The following is a 17,396-nucleotide window of genomic DNA, read 5'->3' as shown; positions in this document are numbered from 1 at the left end:
ACGAATGAAAGCACCTAAGTCAGCTAGGAATAAAAAACAGTCTGAAAATACCAGCTTTGTTAGCTGGCGTTTTGCCTTGTTGTGCGGCGGTATTCTACTGGCTTTAGTCGGGCTTTTAGTGCGTGTAGCTTATCTACAAATCATTTCGCCTGAAAAGTTAGTTAAAGAAGGGGATATGCGCTCCCTACGTGTTCAAGAGGTCTCTACAGCACGTGGCATGATAAGCGATAGGGAAGGGCGGCAACTGGCTGTTAGTGTGCCTGTTAATGCGATTTGGGCTGACCCAAAAGTGGTATTTGAAAAAGGTGGGGTGAACAATGATGAACATTGGAAAGCGCTCGCTGATGCATTGGAGATCCCACTTGAGCAGATCACCGCTAAAATTTCTGCCAATCCAAAAGGGCGCTTTGTGTACCTCGCTCGTCAAGTCAACCCTTCTATTGGCGAATACATCACGAAACTAAAATTACCCGGTATCTATTTACGCAAAGAGTCACGCCGTTACTACCCCTCAGGGCCTGTTGCAGCGCACTTAATTGGTGTGACAAATATTGATGGCGAAGGGATAGAAGGCGTCGAGAAGAGCTTTGAGCGCTGGTTAAAAGGGGAGCCAGGTGAGCGTATTGTTCGTAAAGACCGTAATGGGCGTGTGATTGAAACGGTTTCTTCCGTTGATAGCCAAGCGGCTCATAACTTAGTGCTAAGTATTGATGAACGCATTCAATCTATCGTTTATCGAGAATTAACGAAAGGTGTTCAGGAAAACAAAGCTGAATCAGGTGTTGCCATTTTAGTGGATGTGCACACGGGGGAGATTTTAGCGATGGCGAATAGCCCATCCTATAACCCGAACAATTTGGCAGGAACCCCCATGGATGCTATGCGTAACCGTGCGATCACCGATATTTTTGAACCGGGTTCAACGGTCAAGCCGCTCGTCGTTATGAGTGCATTAAATAACCGTATTGTCAAAGAAAATACCGTATTGAATACCTACCCATATCGAGTTAATGGTCATGAAATCAAAGATGTAGCTCGTTATCCTGAATTATCAATTACAGGTATTTTACAGAAGTCGAGTAACGTGGGTGTTTCAAAACTGGCGTTAGCGATGCCTGCCACAGAGCTGGTGGATGTGTATAGCCGCTTTGGGTTTGGCAAGCCGACTAATCTGGGGTTAGTCGGGGAAAGTAGTGGCATCTTTCCAAGTAAAAAAACACGGTGGTCTGATTTAGAAAGGGCCACCTTTTCTTTCGGGTATGGGCAAATGGTAACACCGTTACAGTTAGCCCGTGCCTATGCAACAATTGGTAGTTTCGGGATTTATCGCCCGCTATCGATTACTAAAGTTGACCCTCCTGTGCCGGGAACACGCGTTTTTCCTGAGCATATAATGCGCACCGTTGTGCACATGATGGAAAGTGTTGCCTTGCCGGGTGGTGGGGGAACAAGAGCCTCAATAAAAGGCTATCGTATCGCGATAAAAACAGGTACTGCGAAAAAAGTAGGGCCGGAAGGGCGCTACATTAATCAATATATTGCTTATACCGCAGGCGTCGCGCCTGCAAGTAACCCACGCTATGCCCTTGTCGTTCTTATCAATGAGCCTAAAGCGGGTAAATATTATGGTGGTGCAGTATCGGCACCCGTGTTTGGTTCAATTATGGGCGGTGTTTTACGCATGATGAACGTTGAACCTGATGCACTACAAACAGACGATAAAAACGACACAGTTCTTAACAGAAAAGAGGTTAAAAGTGGCAGATCGTAATCTTTGTGATCTTCTTTCGCCATTTGGCGTTAGCACAGCAAATGTCTCATTACGTGAGATGACATTAGACAGTCGTAAGGCGGCTGCCGGTGATCTGTTTATCGCAATTAAAGGCCATCAATCAGATGGTCGACACTATATTTCTCAAGCGATCGCCCAAGGGGTCGCCGCGGTGGTTGCAGAAGCGCATGGTGAAGCCGCTGAAGGTGAAATTCGTTATATCCACGGCGTTCCCGTTGTTTACCTAAATGATCTGAATAGTCGCCTATCAGCATTAGCAGGGGCATTTTATCAACATCCTGCTGAAAAAATGAAATTGGTTGGGGTGACAGGCACTAATGGTAAAACGACGACAACTCAACTGATCGCGCAGTGGGCACAAGGATTAGGTGAAACCAGTGCTGTCATGGGGACCGTAGGGAATGGTTTACTTGGGCAAGTTGCGCCGAGTGAAAACACCACAGGTTCCGCTGTGGATATTCAAGTTGAGTTGACTCAGTTATTGAAGCAGAAGGCTACATTAACCGCGATGGAAGTCTCCTCTCACGGCCTTGTGCAAGGTCGCGTAGCTGCCTTACCTTTCGATGCCGCAGTATTTACAAATTTAAGCCGTGACCATTTAGATTACCATGGTGATATGGAAAGTTATGAAGCGGCGAAATGGTTACTGTTTTCGACACATCAAACCAAAGCGCAAATTATTAATGCTGATGATGATGTGGGTTTAAAATGGTTACAGCGTTTACCGCAAGCTTGCGCCGTTTCTATGGAACAACGAATTCCTGAGCAATGGCAAGGGCCATGGTTACAAGCAACAGCGGTTGAATATCATGATCGCGGAGCAACCATTCAATTTACCTCATCATGGGGCAACGGAACGTTAGAAAGCCCATTGATGGGCGCATTTAACGTCAGCAACTTATTGTTAGCTATGGCAACACTGCTGACGATGGATTATTCGTTAGAACAGCTATTAGAGGCATCATCATCTCTTTCACCAGTATGTGGTCGAATGGAAGTGTTTAGTGCGCCAAACAAACCAACTGTGGTTGTTGATTATGCGCACACACCGGATGCACTCGAAAAAGCGTTGGCGGCAGCACGCTTACATTGTAAAGGCCAATTATGGTGTGTCTTTGGTTGCGGGGGAGACCGTGATAAAGGCAAGCGACCTTTGATGGGCGCAGCGGCAGAAGAGTGGGCGGATAAAGTCGTTATTACTGATGATAACCCGCGCAGTGAAGAGCCGTTAGATATTATCAATGACATTATGGCGGGGATCCTCGATTCAAGTCGAGTTCTTGCGATCCCAGGGCGTGCGGAAGCGGTTACCAGCTCAATCATGCAGGCAAATGCGGATGATGTGATTGTGATCGCAGGTAAAGGCCATGAAGATTATCAAATTATCGGTCATCGCCGTTTAGATTATTCAGATCGCCTAACCGTTGCAAGGCTATTGGGGGTGTTAGCATGATCCCCTTAACGTTAGCTCAACTGGAGGCCGTGACGGCTGGGCGTTTATTTAATGCTGAAGGTATTGATGCCGCTACACTGACATTAAGTGAAGTGAGTACAGATAGCCGCCAAATTGGTCAAGACTGCTTATTTATCGCCTTAAAAGGTGAGCGTTTTGATGCCCATGACTTTGCCCCTTCTGTGGTTGAAAATGGCGCCGTTGCATTACTGGTTGAGCGTGAGCTTGATGTTGATTGCCCACAGGTTATTGTGGCGAACACTCGTCTTTCTATGGGGCAACTTGCTGCATGGGTGCGCAAGCAAAGCCAAGCGAAAGTAGTCGGTTTAACAGGCTCCTCGGGGAAAACCTCTGTTAAAGAGATGACCGCATCCATTTTATCTCAGCGTGGCAAAACCCTGTATACAGCGGGTAACTTAAATAATGATATTGGTGTGCCATTAACGCTATTTCTGCTAACTCACGAATATGATTATGCCGTAATTGAAATGGGGGCGAATCATCCAAATGAAATCGCCTATACCACGAATATCGTGAAGCCTGAGAGTGCACTGGTGAATAATTTATTTGCAGCACATCTTGCCGGCTTTGGTTCACCTGAAGGTGTGGCTCGCGCAAAAGGGGAAATTTACCAAGGTCTACCTGACGAAGGTACCGCGATTGTTAACCTTGATAGTTATTCGCCACATTGGCAATTTCAACCGCGGCAAACCGTGTGGTATTACTCGCTGAAGCCACAAGACAAAGCGGATTTCTATCCATCGGATATTGAAGTTAAACAACTTTCAACAAACTTTACGTTGCATACGCCAGTTGGGCAAATTGCAATCACATTGCCTTTACCGGGGATGCATAACATTGCCAATGTCCTTGCGGCAAGTGCGCTTGCCATTTCAGTTGGCGCAACGCTGGAAGATATTCGCAATGGGTTAGCGACGACGAAAGCGGTGCCGGGGCGTTTATATCCGGTACAACTGAGTCCAACAAAAGTGGTATTGGATGACACTTATAACGCGAATGATGGCTCAATGATTGCAGCAATTAATGTTTTAGCTAAAATGCCCGGCTATCGTATTTTGATTGCAGGTGATATGGGCGAGCTTGGCGATTACGCACAAGATTGTCATCAACGAGTTGGCATTGCGGCAAAAGATGCAGGTCTGGATAAAGTACTGAGTGTGGGTACACTGAGCGAAATGATCAGTCAATTCAGTGAATGTGGTGAGCACTTTGCATTCAAAAAAGATTTATTAACCCGACTGATTCCGCTAGTCCAGCAGAATGAAGTTGTTTCTATTTTAGTTAAAGGTTCACGTAGCTCCGCGATGGAAGATGTCGTGAATGCATTAAAGGAGTGCTTTGCATGTTAGTCTGGCTTGCCGAAATATTGGTGCATCATTTTTCTGTTTTTAACGTCTTTTCTTATCTGACGTTCAGAGCCATTGTCGGTTTGCTAACGGCACTCGCTATTGCGTTATGGATGGGGCCACGTTTAATTACCTATTTACAAAAAATGCAGATTGGTCAAGTCGTTCGCGATGTAGGGCCTGAGTCTCACTTTAGTAAACGTGGCACACCTACAATGGGCGGCATACTGATTCTATTTTCAATCAGTATATCGGTGTTGTTGTGGGCGCGTTTAGATAATCCCTATGTTTGGTGTGTCCTGTTGGTATTGGTGGGATATGGCCTTGTAGGCTTCGCTGATGACTACTTAAAAGTGGTTAGAAAAAATAGCCGAGGCTTAATTGCTCGCTGGAAATATTTTTGGCAATCCGTCATTGCGCTCATTGTTGCTTTTTCAATGTATGCAGTCGGTAACGAGACGCCAGCGACACAATTAGTCGTACCTTTCTTTAAAGATGTGATGCCTCAACTGGGAATGCTTTATATTCTGCTGGCTTACTTTGTGATTGTTGGAACCAGTAATGCCGTTAACTTAACTGACGGTCTTGATGGTTTAGCAATTATGCCAACAGTATTCGTTGCGGCAGGGTTTGCTTTGGTCGCGTGGGCGACAGGTAACGTTAACTTTGCGAGTTACTTGCATATTCCATTCTTGCCACACGCTGGTGAACTAGTGATCGTCTGTACGGCTATTGTTGGTGCGGGATTAGGTTTCCTATGGTTTAACACTTACCCAGCACAAGTCTTTATGGGGGATGTAGGTTCTTTAGCACTCGGAGGCGCTCTAGGTACTATCGCAGTTCTACTACGCCAAGAGTTTTTGTTAGTCATTATGGGTGGCGTGTTTGTTGTAGAAACATTATCAGTCATCTTACAAGTGGGTTCTTTCAAATTACGTGGTCAACGTATATTCCGTATGGCACCAATTCATCATCATTATGAGTTGAAAGGGTGGCCGGAACCACGCGTAATTGTGCGTTTTTGGATTATTTCCTTAATGCTAGTCCTGATTGGGCTAGCAACATTGAAGGTACGTTAAACATGGCTCGTATTCAGGGTAAACAGTATCAAGGTAAAAAAGTGGTGATTATCGGGTTAGGTCTAACAGGCCTATCCTGTGTGCACTTTTTCTTATCACAAGGTGTCATTCCACGTGTGATAGATACTCGTTCTGCCCCACCCGGTGTAGAGCAATTACCTAGCAATGTCGAATATCACCATGGCAGTTTAAATAACTCATGGTTACAAGAAGCTGATTTGATTGTCGCAAGTCCGGGTATTGCTCTAGCGACACCTGAGTTGCAACAGGCGGCTAATAAAGGCATTGAGATTGTTGGCGATATTGAGCTGTTTTGTCGTGAGGCTGATGCACCAATCATTGCCATTACTGGCTCTAACGGTAAAAGTACGGTGACTTCTTTAGTCGGGGAAATGGCAAAAGCCGCAGGTATCTCTGTTGGTGTGGGTGGCAATATTGGTATTCCTGCATTATCCCTACTTAACCAAGGTCACCAGCTTTATGTGCTTGAGTTATCAAGCTTCCAATTAGAAACCACATCCAGTTTACAAGCCTTAGCGGCAACCGTACTGAATGTGACAGAAGACCATATGGATCGCTATCCATTAGGGTTAGCGCAGTATCGCGACGCTAAATTACGTATTTATCATAATGCGGCGAATTGCATTGTGAACGCGCAAGACCCACTGACGTTACCACGAGATAGACGTCATGAAGCGTGTATCAGCTTTGGGGTCGATAGTGGTGATTATTATTTTGATACACAGCAGCGTTTATTAGTTGCGAAAGGGCAAGCCATCATTGATGTTGCTGATATGCATTTGACTGGGCAACACAATTACACGAATGCGCTGGCAGCGCTTGCACTGGCAGATATTGCAGGCATAGAGCGTAAGGCTTGCTTGGATGTACTGAAAAATTACGCTGGATTAATGCACCGTTTCCAACTGGTGTTATTGAACAACGGAGTACGTTGGATTAACGACTCTAAAGCGACCAATGTGGGTAGCACGGAAGCCGCACTAAATGGCTTAAAAGTGGATGGAACACTGCATCTGCTATTAGGTGGTGATGGTAAAGCTGCCGATTTTTCACCCTTAAAGCCATATCTTGCCCAAGATAATGTGCGTGTGTACTGCTTTGGTCGTGACGGTAAAGCTCTAGCCCAATTGGAGCCTGAAAAATCTGTGCTGACGGAAACGATGGAGCAGAGCATGCGTTATTTGGCTCCACATTTAAAATCAGGCGATATGGTTTTACTGTCTCCAGCTTGTGCAAGTATCGACCAATTTAAAAACTTTGAGCAGCGAGGGATGATTTTTGCTCAGTTAGCGAAGGAGTTAGGCTGATGACTATACCAGGTGCTGTGCGCATAAAAAACTGGGTGCTTGGTGAAAAGGGTGGCGTTATTGCTGGCTCAACACTCTATGACCGCACCTTGGTATGGCTGGCACTTGGCCTCGCTGCAATCGGTTTTATTATGGTGACATCGGCATCCATGCCGGTGGGGCAAAGATTGACAGAAGATCCTTTTTATTTTGCCAAGCGTGATGCCGTTTATTTAGCCATTGCCTTTGTTTTAGTGTTAGGCGTGATGCGGATCTCAATGGCAGTTTGGGAAAAATACAGCTTTGTATTGTTAATGATCTCCCTGCTGTTATTAGCGGTAGTACTGGTTGCAGGGAGCTCTGTCAACGGGGCATCGCGTTGGATTGATATCGGTATTGTTAAAATTCAGCCGGCTGAGTTATCTAAATTAGCTCTATTTTGCTATGTATCCAGTTACTTAGTAAGAAAGTCAGAGGAAGTGAGAACACGCTTCCTTGGTTTTGTAAAACCAATGTGTATCTTGATTGTGATGTCATCATTATTGCTACTACAGCCTGACTTGGGAACCGTTATCGTACTAGTCGTCACCACCCTTGGGTTGCTCTTCCTTGCCGGAGCAAGATTGGCCCCCTTTATTATTGGGATTGCGGCGTGTGTTGTCGGGGTATTAGCACTGATTTGGTTTGAGCCTTACCGTTTGCGCCGAGTGACATCATTTTTGAATCCATGGGAAGACCCGTTTGGTAGCGGTTATCAGCTTACCCAATCATTAATGGCATTTGGTCGAGGTGAGTTAGTTGGGCAAGGGTTAGGGAACTCAGTCCAAAAACTGGAATATTTACCAGAAGCGCATACGGACTTTATTTTTTCGGTTTTAGCTGAGGAGCTTGGCTATATTGGCGTTGTGTTGGTGTTATTGATGGTATTTATGCTGGCATTTCGCGCAATGATGATAGGCCGTCGAGCTTTATTAGCTAACCAATTATTTGCTGGCTATTTAGCGTGTTCGATAGGTATTTGGTTTACCTTCCAAGCATTAGTTAATGTTGGGGCTGCTGCCGGTATGTTACCGACGAAGGGGTTAACATTACCATTGATCAGCTATGGTGGCTCAAGCCTATTAATTATGTCTGCTGCTATTGCCGTGTTATTACGTGTCGATTTTGAAACACGTCTGCAAAAAGCGCAGGCGTTTGTAAGGAGTGTTAAATGAGTCAAGCAAAAAGGTTATTAGTCATGGCTGGTGGTACTGGGGGGCATGTATTCCCTGGTTTAGCTGTGGCCCATTATTTGCAGGCTCAAGGCTGGGAAATCCGTTGGTTAGGCACAGCCGATCGCATGGAAGCAACGTTAGTACCGCAACATGGTATTGAGATTGAATTTATACGGATATCAGGGCTTAGAGGTAAAGGCGCGTTAGCATTGGCTGCCGCGCCTTGGCGGATCTTTAAAGCGATACGCCAAGCAAAAGCCATTATCAAACAATATCAACCTGACGCTGTACTCGGTATGGGCGGATATGTTTCAGGGCCTGGTGGGATTGCGGCTTGGTTATCAGGTGTACCTGTGGTGCTACATGAACAAAATGGGATTGCAGGTTTAACGAATAAATGGTTGTCAAAAATTGCAAAACGAGTACTTCAAGCGTTCCCCGGTGCTTTTGCGGATGCGCCAATTGTTGGCAATCCAGTACGAAAAGATGTCTTAGCGCTGCCACTGCCCGAGGAGCGATTATCGGATCGCGACGGTAAAATACGCGTACTGGTTGTAGGTGGTAGTCAAGGCGCGCGTATTTTGAACCAAGTAATGCCAGAGGTTGCTGAAAAAGTAGGCAAACAGTTAAATATCTGGCATCAAGCGGGAAAAGGCAGTAAGGAAACTACAGAAGCGTTGTATAATGAACGGCTAAAAAATTCAGTTAATTCCGAGTATAAAGTTACGGAATTTATTGATGATATGGCTCAGGCGTATGCATGGGCGGATATTGTGGTTTGCCGTTCTGGAGCATTAACGGTCAGTGAAATTGCCGCAGCAGGGTTACCTGCGATTTTTGTGCCATTTCAGCATAAAGATCGTCAACAGTATTGGAATGCGCTTCCGCTAGAAAAGGCGGGAGCGGCAAAAATCCTTGAGCAACCACAATTTACTGCGGATAACGTTGCTAGCCTATTGGCGCAGTGGGATAGGCAAGCATTATTATCGATGGCGAAAAAGGCACGTTCTTGTGCTATCACCGACGCGACAGAGCGTGTAGCGGCAGTAATCAGTGAAGTGGCTAAATAGTTATCACCATCGATAACATGGCATAGATATAGAATTAACTAAAAGCGAAGACATACAGTGAATACACAACAGTTGGCGAAATTAAGAACATCAGTGCCAGAAATGAGAAGAGTCAGGCACATCCATTTTGTCGGTATCGGTGGTGCTGGCATGGGTGGTATCGCCGAAGTGTTGGCAAATGAAGGTTACCAAATTAGTGGTTCTGATTTAGCGCCAAATGCCGTTACTCAGCAACTCACGGCTTTAGGTGCAACTATTTATTTTAATCACCGTCCTGAGAATGTTGAAGATGCGAGCGTAGTCGTTGTTTCGACTGCAATTTCAGCGGATAACCCTGAAATCCAAGCGGCGCATGAATTACGTATTCCTGTTATCCGCCGCGCTGAAATGTTGGCGGAATTAATGCGTTATCGTCATGGTATTGCAGTGGCAGGCACACACGGTAAAACTACGACAACAGCGATGATTTCAGGGATCTATGCGCAAGCGGGATTAGATCCTACATTTGTTAACGGCGGTTTAGTGAAATCCGCGGGGACTCATGCCCGTTTAGGTAGTAGCCGTTATTTAATCGCGGAAGCTGATGAAAGTGACGCCTCTTTCTTACATTTGCAGCCTTTAGTTGCGGTGGTTACTAACATTGAAGCGGACCATATGGATACTTACCAAGGTAACTTTGAAACCTTGAAAGATACGTTCATCAACTTCCTGCATAACTTACCATTTTATGGTCGTGCGGTGATGTGTATTGATGATCCTGTGATCCGTTCATTATTACCGCGAGTCAGTCGTTATGTGACGACGTATGGCTTTAGTGAAGATGCCGATGTACGCATCGTCAAATATGAGCAAAAAGGTAATCAAGGCTTCTTTACTATTGCCCGTGAAAATATGCCGGAACTGACCGTAGTACTGAATGCACCGGGGAGACATAACGCTCTGAATGCAACAGCGGCTGTCGCCGTGGCGACGGAAGAAGGCATTGATGATCAGCATATCTTGTCTGCACTGGTTGAGTTCCAAGGTACAGGGCGTCGTTTTGATTTTCTCGGAAACTATTCACTACGTCATGTGAATGGTAAAGAAGGCGAAGTGATGTTGGTGGATGATTATGGTCACCATCCAACAGAGGTTGACGCGACAATAAAAGCGGCAAGAGCCGGATGGCCAGACAAACGAATTGTGATGGTGTTTCAGCCACACCGTTATTCACGTACTCGTGACCTATATGATGACTTTGCCCATGTCCTCAGCCAAGTAGATGTATTGCTGATGCTAGAGGTTTATCCTGCGGGAGAGAAGCCTGTGCCGGGGGCGGATAGTCGTTCATTATGTCGGACGATACGCGGTCGTGGTCAGCTTGATCCAATTTATGTGGCAGAGCCTGAACAAGTTGCACAAATTTTAGCTCAAGCACTTGAAGATAATGACTTAATTTTAGTTCAAGGTGCTGGGAATATTGGTAAAATAGCGCGTAATCTTGCTGAAACAAAATTACAGCCACCCATGGTAGAGGAGTGATTCATGGCCGAGAAAGTCGCGGTGTTATTTGGCGGAACATCTGCTGAACGTGAAGTTTCTCTTCAATCAGGCAATGCGGTGCTTGCTGGTTTACGTCAGGCTGGAATTGATGCGCATCCTATTGATACAAAAGATTTTCCAGTGGTCACTCTCAAGGATGCTGGGTTTGATAAAGTGTTTATCGCCCTTCATGGCCGAGGGGGGGAAGACGGTACAATTCAGGGGATGCTGGAGTTTTTAGGTTTGCCGTACACAGGTAGTGGCGTGATGGCCTCCGCCTTGAGTATGGATAAATTAAGAACAAAGCAACTTTGGGAAGGAGCAGGGCTAGCAGTATCGCCTTATGTTTCGTTGAGTAAATTTGAGTTTAGTTCACTTAAAACTGAAAAAATTGAAGAATTAGTCGCATATCTAGGATTACCACTTATTGTCAAACCGAGCCTTGAAGGGTCAAGTGTAGGGATGAGCAAAGTTGATAATTTAGGTGATTTATCAGCGGCGTTGGCACTAGCGTTTCGTTTCGATGAAACCGTACTGATTGAGAAATGGTTAAGTGGTCCAGAATATACGGTCGCAGTGCTTGGTGAACAAACATTACCATCAATTCGTATTCAGCCTCCTGGGGTGTTTTACGATTATGAGGCGAAATATCTTTCTGATGAAACGCAATATTTTTGCCCAAGTGGCTTAGATGCAGGATCAGAAGCGCAGTTATCACAACTTGCGATGCGTGCTTATCAGGCGGTTGGGTGTCGCGGTTGGGGGCGAGTTGATGTAATGCAAGATAGTGACGGTCAATTCTACTTGCTAGAGGTGAATACCTCACCAGGAATGACAAGTCACAGTTTAGTGCCAATGGCAGCGCGCCAAGCAGGTATGGATTTTTCGCAGTTGGTAGTACGTATTTTGGAATTGGCTAACTGATATGTCACAGGCAGCATTGAATGTTCGGCATCATAAGCATAATGATGACAACAACGAGTCAGGGTCAGGCCCAAGTAATGGTGCTTTTCTCGGCGGGTTGATTTTCTTTCTAATGGTTGTGGGAACAATCATTTGGAGTGGCTGGACCGTCATGAACTGGATGAAAGATGCAGATAGGCTGCCAATGTCAAAGTTAGTATTAACCGGAGAGCGCCACTATACCAGCAATGATGATGTGAGGAAGGCGATATTATCTCTAGGGCAACCTGGTACTTTTATGACAGTTGATGTCAATGCCATCCAAAATCAGATAAGTGCGATGCCTTGGATCCGTCAGGTGACGGTTCGCAAACAGTGGCCTGATGAGTTAAAGATACATCTGGTAGAATACGTACCTTACGCACGTTGGAATGACCAAAATATGGTTGATCAGGAGGGGCGAGTATTTAGCCTCCCTGCGAGTGAAAGCAGCAAGGGCAATTATGTGATGCTCTATGGCCCCCAAGGTAGCCAAAAAGAAGTTATAAAAGAGTACATTGAATTTAAAAGAATATTGTCAGAACACAATTTAAAATTGAAATCAGTATCTATGACGGCACGCCATGCTTGGCAACTTATCTTAGATAATGATGTCCGAGTAGAGCTCGGGAAAAAAGAAGTTTTTCAGCGGTTAAATCGTTTCCTTGAACTTTATCCGCTTTTGCAGCAAGCCACAGATAAACGTGTCGACTATGTTGACCTTCGTTATACCAGTGGTGCTGCGGTGGGGTGGGCTCCGCTCCTAGTGGATGCACCACTGGAGTTACAATAATTAATATTGCTAATAACTCAGACTAGGCAGAAGCAAATGATCAAAACGACGGACAGAAAATTAGTTGTAGGCCTTGAAATTGGAACTTCCAAGGTGTCGGCCCTTGTCGGCGAAATTCTGCCCGATGGTATGGTGAATATTATCGGGGTGGGAAGTTGTCCATCTCGTGGAATGGACAAAGGTGGCGTTAATGACTTGGAATCAGTCGTTAAATGCGTGCAAAGGGCGATTGATCAGGCTGAGTTGATGGCGGATTGCCAAATTTCTTCAGTTTATCTTGCGTTATCAGGTAAGCATGTTAGCTGCCAAAACGAAATCGGCATGGTGCCCGTTTCGGAAGAGGAAGTGACACAAGAAGACGTTGACAGTGTTGTTCATACCGCAAAATCAGTTAGGGTTCGTGATGAGCATCGAATTCTTCATGTCATACCACAAGAATTCGCGATTGATTACCAAGAAGGTATTAAGAACCCTGTTGGTTTGTCAGGTGTACGTATGCAAGCCAAGGTACATTTGATTACTTGTCATAACGACATGGCAAAAAATATTGTAAAAGCGGTTGAGCGTTGTGGATTAAAAGTCGACCAGCTGATTTTTGCAGGTCTTGCAGCGAGCTATTCAGTATTGACCGAAGATGAACGCGAACTTGGCGTTTGTGTTGTCGATATTGGCGGCGGAACCATGGATATGGCGGTATACACCGGTGGGGCACTACGTCATACCAAAGTTATCCCTTATGCAGGTAATGTCGTTACCAGTGATATCGCTTATGCCTTCGGTACTCCACCGAGTGATGCGGAGGCAATCAAAGTTCGTCATGGCTGCGCTGTCGGTTCGATAGTGAGCAAAGATGAAACTGTTGAAGTCCCTAGCGTGGGAGGGCGTCCTCCAAGAAGTCTACAACGTCAGACTTTAGCGGAGGTCATTGAACCACGTTACACAGAGCTGTTAAACCTTGTAAATGAAGAAATTTTAAATTTACAGGAACAGTTACGCCAACAAGGTGTCAAACACCATTTGGCAGCGGGTATCGTGCTAACGGGAGGGGCGGCACAAATCGACGGCCTCGTCGAATGTGCTCAAAAAGTCTTCCATACACAAGTTAGGGTCGGTATTCCGCTCAATATTACAGGCTTAACGGATTATGCTCAGGAGCCATACTATTCAACTGCGGTTGGGCTTCTGCATTACGGTAAAGAGAGCCATCTTGGCGATGATACCGAAACGGAAAAACGTGCTTCAGTTAAAGGGTGGTTTAGTAAAATCACAGGCTGGCTGAGAAAAGAATTTTAATTTTTATTCAGAAGCATATTATTAGCTTCGAAGTAAAGCACAAAACGGAGAGACATTATGTTTGAACCAATGGAGCTAACCAACGATGCGGTGATTAAAGTCATCGGCGTTGGTGGCGGCGGCGGTAACGCCGTTGAACACATGGTGCGTGAACGTATTGAAGGCGTGGAATTCTTCGCCGTCAATACTGATGCACAGGCACTGCGTAAAACTGCAGTCGGACAAACAATCCAGATCGGTACTGGTATCACTAAAGGCCTTGGCGCGGGGGCAAACCCTGAAGTTGGTCGCAATGCCGCTGAAGAAGATCGTGAAGCTTTACGTAATGCACTTGAAGGTGCTGACATGGTCTTTATTGCAGCTGGTATGGGTGGTGGTACAGGTACAGGTGCTGCCCCAGTTGTGGCTGAGGTTGCCAAAGAGCTGGGCATCTTAACAGTTGCTGTTGTGACTAAGCCATTCAACTTTGAAGGCAAAAAGCGCATGGCATTTGCGGAATCAGGTATCACTGAGCTATCTAAGCATGTTGACTCATTGATTACGATTCCAAATGATAAATTATTAAAAGTCTTGGGTCGTGGTATCTCTTTACTTGATGCATTTGGCGCAGCTAACGATGTACTGAAAGGCGCTGTTCAAGGTATTGCGGAACTGATCACACGCCCAGGTCTGATGAACGTGGACTTTGCTGACGTACGTACTGTGATGTCAGAGATGGGCTACGCAATGATGGGGTCCGGTGTGGCTCGTGGTGAAGATCGTGCTGAAGAAGCGGCTGAAATGGCAATTTCAAGTCCACTGTTGGAAGATATCGATCTGTCTGGCGCACGTGGTGTTCTTGTCAACATTACCGCTGGTTTCGACCTGCGTTTGGATGAGTTTGAAACGGTGGGTAATACCATCCGCGCATTCGCATCTGATAATGCAACCGTCGTAATTGGTACATCACTTGACCCTGAGATGAATGATGAATTGCGCGTGACTGTCGTGGCTACCGGTATCGGTATGGACAAACGCCCTGAAATCACTCTGGTGAATAACAAGATGTCACAGCAAGCGTCTATGGAGCAGCGTTATCAGCAAATGCAAAATAGCATGTCTTCTCTGACAGAGGAAAAACCAGTTGCTGCGAAAGCGGTGAATGACCAAAATACGCAAGCGAATAAAGAACCTGATTACTTAGATATTCCGGCATTTTTGCGTAAACAGGCCGATTAATTTTAATTAATATTGGATTCTCCGCTTTTTGTGCTAAACTTTCCCGCTGGTTATCTAGTAAGATAATCAGCAGGACGGATAACATTGCGAGAAAAATACGATGATCAAACAAAGGACACTTAAACGTATAGTTGAAGCGACTGGTGTTGGTTTACATACCGGCAAAAAAGTCACGCTTACTCTGCGTCCAGCGGCGGCAAACACCGGGGTCATCTACCGTCGTACTGACCTAAATCCTCCGGTTGATTTTCCGGCTGATGCTAAGTCTGTCCGCGATACCATGTTATGTACTTGCTTAGTCAACGAAGACAACGTGCGTATTTCGACCGTAGAGCATCTGAATGCTGCTTTGGCAGGATTAGGTATCGATAACATTGTTATTGAAGTCAATGCGCCTGAAATCCCGATCATGGATGGCAGTGCAGCACCGTTCGTTTTCTTATTACTAGATGCTGGTATTGAAGAATTGAACAGTGCGAAAAAATTCTTACGTATAAAAGAGAAAGTACGTGTAGAAGATGGTGATAAATGGGCAGAATTTGCACCATACAATGGTTTTAGCCTAGATTTTACCATTGACTTTAATCACCCAGCGATTGATAGCAGCACTCAACGTTATAAGCTGGATTTTTCAGCAGAAGCGTTTGTGCGCCAAATTAGTCGTGCGCGTACATTTGGTTTTATGCGTGATATTGAATATCTGCAATCCCAAGGCTTATGCTTAGGTGGTAGCTTCGATTGCGCTATCGTTGTTGATGACTATCGTGTACTCAACGAAGATGGCCTACGTTTTGAAGATGAATTCGTTCGTCACAAAACTCTCGACGCTATTGGTGACCTATTCATGTGTGGACATAATATTATTGGTGCATTTACTGCATACAAGTCAGGCCACGCATTGAATAACAAACTTCTACAAGCAGTATTAGCAAAAGAATCTGCTTGGGATCTGGTCACATTTGAAGATGAAGCTGAATTGCCGGTGGCATTCAAAGCACCTTCAACTGTTTACGCCTAATCACACTGATAATAGTCAGTGTTGAGTAAGCAGTGATATTACTACCACATATATAATGATGTGTTAGTCTTTTCTGTTGGTTGTACTGGTACTCTCTCCGGCCAGTGCAGCCAGCCGCTCTAATCTCTCTTTTAATCTCTTCGGGCTATTCTCCGCTAAATGCAAAAGTTGTTTTGCCGTTTCTGTACTGATCTTACGTTTATTCGCAACCTGAGCAGTTTTAGCTGTTTGATTATTCAGTGAGCTATTTTCAGCCTTTTTTCGCATGAGAACGGGATTGATTCTGATGTCTATAGAAGATAAAGATGGTAGAATAGAGTTTCGTAATGCAGAAAGTAGCTGAAGTTTTTCGTAATTCAGTCGCGTCATCCAACTTGCGTTAGCAACTTCGATAACCAAAATGCAATTACGGTAGTTTGCTACGCGGCACATGGGCTTTAATTCGCTTGGCAGCAGTGCTTTAACGGCTTTGTTTAGTTTATTAATCGCGATAGCATTACGTTGAATGGTGAGCAAGGGGCTGCGCGTTTTTGCGAGCGACTCCTCAAGAACATCGAACAAAGCTTGTGGGTGGCTATCTCTCATTGTTAGCTCCGTCTAAATAGGTAGGTTTAGTATCTAAGTATACTCTAAATTACCAAGGCTGTAGCAAGGTGCTGTTGGGTGTTTGAGAAAATCGCGCCAACAAGGGCCACAATCATAGAGATTGGTGAGTTATAGCAAGCGGGTATGGTTGGCATGCTGTTAAGCAATCATGAATAAGAATGGTATATTAGAAATATAATATAAGACTTTGATGGGCATTTTAAATCTTTGGCGACAATTTGGTATAAAATACTTTTGGCCGCACCTTTTACTAGGGGTTGTGGCTACGAGCATTGGCATGCCTGGGATTTTAAATGCGTTATCTGATGCTCAGCAAACGCAGTTCAACTCCTCTTCAATTAATCGCCAAAACCAAGCGGTTAATGCGTTTGATAATTTATTTGCTCAGCAAAGCCCTCAGCGCTCCTCATCATCATCTTCTTATTCCGTGAATTACTGGCAGCAGCATGCGGTCAGGAATGTGATTAGGCAATTAACATTCGCTTTTTCAATCTCTGAAGATGATGATGCAAATCAACAAGATGAAAAAAAAGGGCCACTGTTAGCACCTCAAGTCATGCTTGATACGTTGTATGCCATGTTGGCACAACGTTCACTTCAATGGAGTGATAGTTTCGATCAAACTGATCACTATGCTTACCCTCATTTCGTTGCATACCAACCCGCTATTTGGGTTGCTCAGGTACATGGTATCCGTGCGGGCCCTGCTTTCAGTTAATTGTT

Annotated in this window: 15 protein-coding genes; 14 read left to right on the top strand and 1 reads right to left on the bottom strand. The window is 45.1% G+C overall.

The genetic code is table 11. The features are described from left to right. Positions 1-4: 4 nt before the first annotated feature. From ftsI to lpxC, 13 genes are all read left to right on the top strand, one after another. Entirely contained in the window at positions 5-1,771 is a 1,767-nt protein-coding gene (gene ftsI, locus PR699_RS05415; protein ID WP_004921927.1) for a peptidoglycan glycosyltransferase FtsI, read from the top strand. Beyond that, positions 1,758-3,245, top strand: a complete 1,488-nt coding sequence (gene murE / locus PR699_RS05410; protein WP_014656419.1) for a UDP-N-acetylmuramoyl-L-alanyl-D-glutamate--2,6-diaminopimelate ligase — start codon at positions 1,758-1,760, stop codon at positions 3,243-3,245. Before ftsI ends, murE begins: the two co-directional genes overlap by 14 nt. After that, on the top strand, positions 3,242-4,615 hold the full coding sequence (gene murF / locus PR699_RS05405) for a UDP-N-acetylmuramoyl-tripeptide--D-alanyl-D-alanine ligase (RefSeq protein WP_014656418.1): 1,374 nt from the start codon (positions 3,242-3,244) through the stop codon (positions 4,613-4,615). Before murE ends, murF begins: the two co-directional genes overlap by 4 nt. Then, positions 4,609-5,691 carry a phospho-N-acetylmuramoyl-pentapeptide-transferase gene (mraY, locus tag PR699_RS05400; RefSeq protein ID WP_004921918.1) on the top strand — a complete coding sequence of 361 codons (1,083 nt, stop codon included), beginning with the start codon at positions 4,609-4,611 and terminating at the stop codon, positions 5,689-5,691. Before murF ends, mraY begins: the two co-directional genes overlap by 7 nt. Positions 5,692-5,693: 2 nt before the next feature. Then, positions 5,694-7,019 (top strand): UDP-N-acetylmuramoyl-L-alanine--D-glutamate ligase, encoded by a 1,326-nt coding sequence (gene murD / locus PR699_RS05395; RefSeq protein WP_004921917.1) that lies wholly within the window; start codon positions 5,694-5,696, stop codon positions 7,017-7,019. After that, positions 7,019-8,212: a cell division protein FtsW gene (ftsW, locus tag PR699_RS05390; RefSeq protein ID WP_014656417.1), complete on the top strand. Its 1,194-nt coding sequence runs from the start codon at positions 7,019-7,021 to the stop codon at positions 8,210-8,212. Before murD ends, ftsW begins: the two co-directional genes overlap by 1 nt. Then, positions 8,209-9,282, top strand: a complete 1,074-nt coding sequence (murG, locus tag PR699_RS05385; protein WP_004921911.1) for an undecaprenyldiphospho-muramoylpentapeptide beta-N-acetylglucosaminyltransferase — start codon at positions 8,209-8,211, stop codon at positions 9,280-9,282. The genes ftsW and murG overlap by 4 nt, the downstream gene beginning before the upstream one ends. A 57-nt stretch (positions 9,283-9,339) precedes the next feature. Then, positions 9,340-10,803, top strand: coding sequence for a UDP-N-acetylmuramate--L-alanine ligase (gene murC / locus PR699_RS05380; RefSeq protein WP_036941184.1), 1,464 nt, complete (start codon positions 9,340-9,342; stop codon positions 10,801-10,803). Positions 10,804-10,806: 3 nt separating this feature from the next. Continuing rightward, a complete protein-coding gene (locus PR699_RS05375) occupies positions 10,807-11,727 on the top strand; it encodes a D-alanine--D-alanine ligase (RefSeq protein ID WP_004921904.1) in 921 nt (306 codons plus the stop codon). A gap of 1 nt (position 11,728) precedes the next feature. Then, the gene (gene ftsQ, locus PR699_RS05370; RefSeq protein WP_004921902.1) at positions 11,729-12,538 is read left to right on the top strand and encodes a cell division protein FtsQ; all 810 of its coding nucleotides are present in this window, start codon (positions 11,729-11,731) and stop codon (positions 12,536-12,538) included. 36 nt (positions 12,539-12,574) lie between these two features. Next, on the top strand, positions 12,575-13,831 hold the full coding sequence (gene ftsA, locus PR699_RS05365; protein WP_004921898.1) for a cell division protein FtsA: 1,257 nt from the start codon (positions 12,575-12,577) through the stop codon (positions 13,829-13,831). A 57-nt stretch (positions 13,832-13,888) separates the two neighbouring features. Then, a complete protein-coding gene (gene ftsZ, locus PR699_RS05360) occupies positions 13,889-15,049 on the top strand; it encodes a cell division protein FtsZ (RefSeq protein ID WP_014656415.1) in 1,161 nt (386 codons plus the stop codon). Between the two features lie 100 nt (positions 15,050-15,149). Further along, positions 15,150-16,067 (top strand): UDP-3-O-acyl-N-acetylglucosamine deacetylase, encoded by a 918-nt coding sequence (gene lpxC, locus PR699_RS05355; protein WP_004921892.1) that lies wholly within the window; start codon positions 15,150-15,152, stop codon positions 16,065-16,067. A 63-nt stretch (positions 16,068-16,130) separates the two neighbouring features. Here lpxC and PR699_RS05350 read toward each other — a convergent pair whose 3' ends face one another. Continuing rightward, entirely contained in the window at positions 16,131-16,652 is a 522-nt protein-coding gene (locus PR699_RS05350) for a DUF721 domain-containing protein (RefSeq protein ID WP_004921887.1), read from the bottom strand. 211 nt (positions 16,653-16,863) lie between these two features. Between PR699_RS05350 and secM the strand changes: the two genes are divergently transcribed. Next, a complete protein-coding gene (gene secM / locus PR699_RS05345) occupies positions 16,864-17,391 on the top strand; it encodes a secA translation cis-regulator SecM (RefSeq protein WP_014656414.1) in 528 nt (175 codons plus the stop codon). Positions 17,392-17,396 lie beyond the last annotated feature (5 nt).

The sequence above is a fragment of the Providencia sp. PROV268 genome (genome assembly GCF_028477805.1).
In the GTDB taxonomy this organism is placed as follows: Bacteria; Pseudomonadota; Gammaproteobacteria; order Enterobacterales; family Enterobacteriaceae; genus Providencia; species Providencia stuartii.
The sequence above is the reverse complement of the archived record's forward strand: the minus strand, read 5'-3'. Positions and strand labels throughout refer to the sequence as shown.

Bases quoted from the DNA above. Each gene is read 5' to 3' on its own strand.
- ftsI (WP_004921927.1), top strand. From the start codon at position 5: ATGAAAGCACCTAAGTCAGCTAGGAATAAAAAACAGTCTGAAAATACC.
- murF (WP_014656418.1), top strand. From the start codon at position 3,242: ATGATCCCCTTAACGTTAGCTCAACTGGAGGCCGTGACGGCTGGGCGT.
- mraY (WP_004921918.1), top strand. From the start codon at position 4,609: ATGTTAGTCTGGCTTGCCGAAATATTGGTGCATCATTTTTCTGTTTTT.
- murD (WP_004921917.1), top strand. From the start codon at position 5,694: ATGGCTCGTATTCAGGGTAAACAGTATCAAGGTAAAAAAGTGGTGATT.
- ftsW (WP_014656417.1), top strand. From the start codon at position 7,019: ATGACTATACCAGGTGCTGTGCGCATAAAAAACTGGGTGCTTGGTGAA.
- murG (WP_004921911.1), top strand. From the start codon at position 8,209: ATGAGTCAAGCAAAAAGGTTATTAGTCATGGCTGGTGGTACTGGGGGG.
- PR699_RS05375 (WP_004921904.1), top strand. From the start codon at position 10,807: ATGGCCGAGAAAGTCGCGGTGTTATTTGGCGGAACATCTGCTGAACGT.
- ftsQ (WP_004921902.1), top strand. From the start codon at position 11,729: ATGTCACAGGCAGCATTGAATGTTCGGCATCATAAGCATAATGATGAC.
- ftsA (WP_004921898.1), top strand. From the start codon at position 12,575: ATGATCAAAACGACGGACAGAAAATTAGTTGTAGGCCTTGAAATTGGA.
- ftsZ (WP_014656415.1), top strand. From the start codon at position 13,889: ATGTTTGAACCAATGGAGCTAACCAACGATGCGGTGATTAAAGTCATC.
- lpxC (WP_004921892.1), top strand. From the start codon at position 15,150: ATGATCAAACAAAGGACACTTAAACGTATAGTTGAAGCGACTGGTGTT.
- PR699_RS05350 (WP_004921887.1), bottom strand. From the start codon at position 16,652: ATGAGAGATAGCCACCCACAAGCTTTGTTCGATGTTCTTGAGGAGTCG.
- secM (WP_014656414.1), top strand. From the start codon at position 16,864: ATGGGCATTTTAAATCTTTGGCGACAATTTGGTATAAAATACTTTTGG.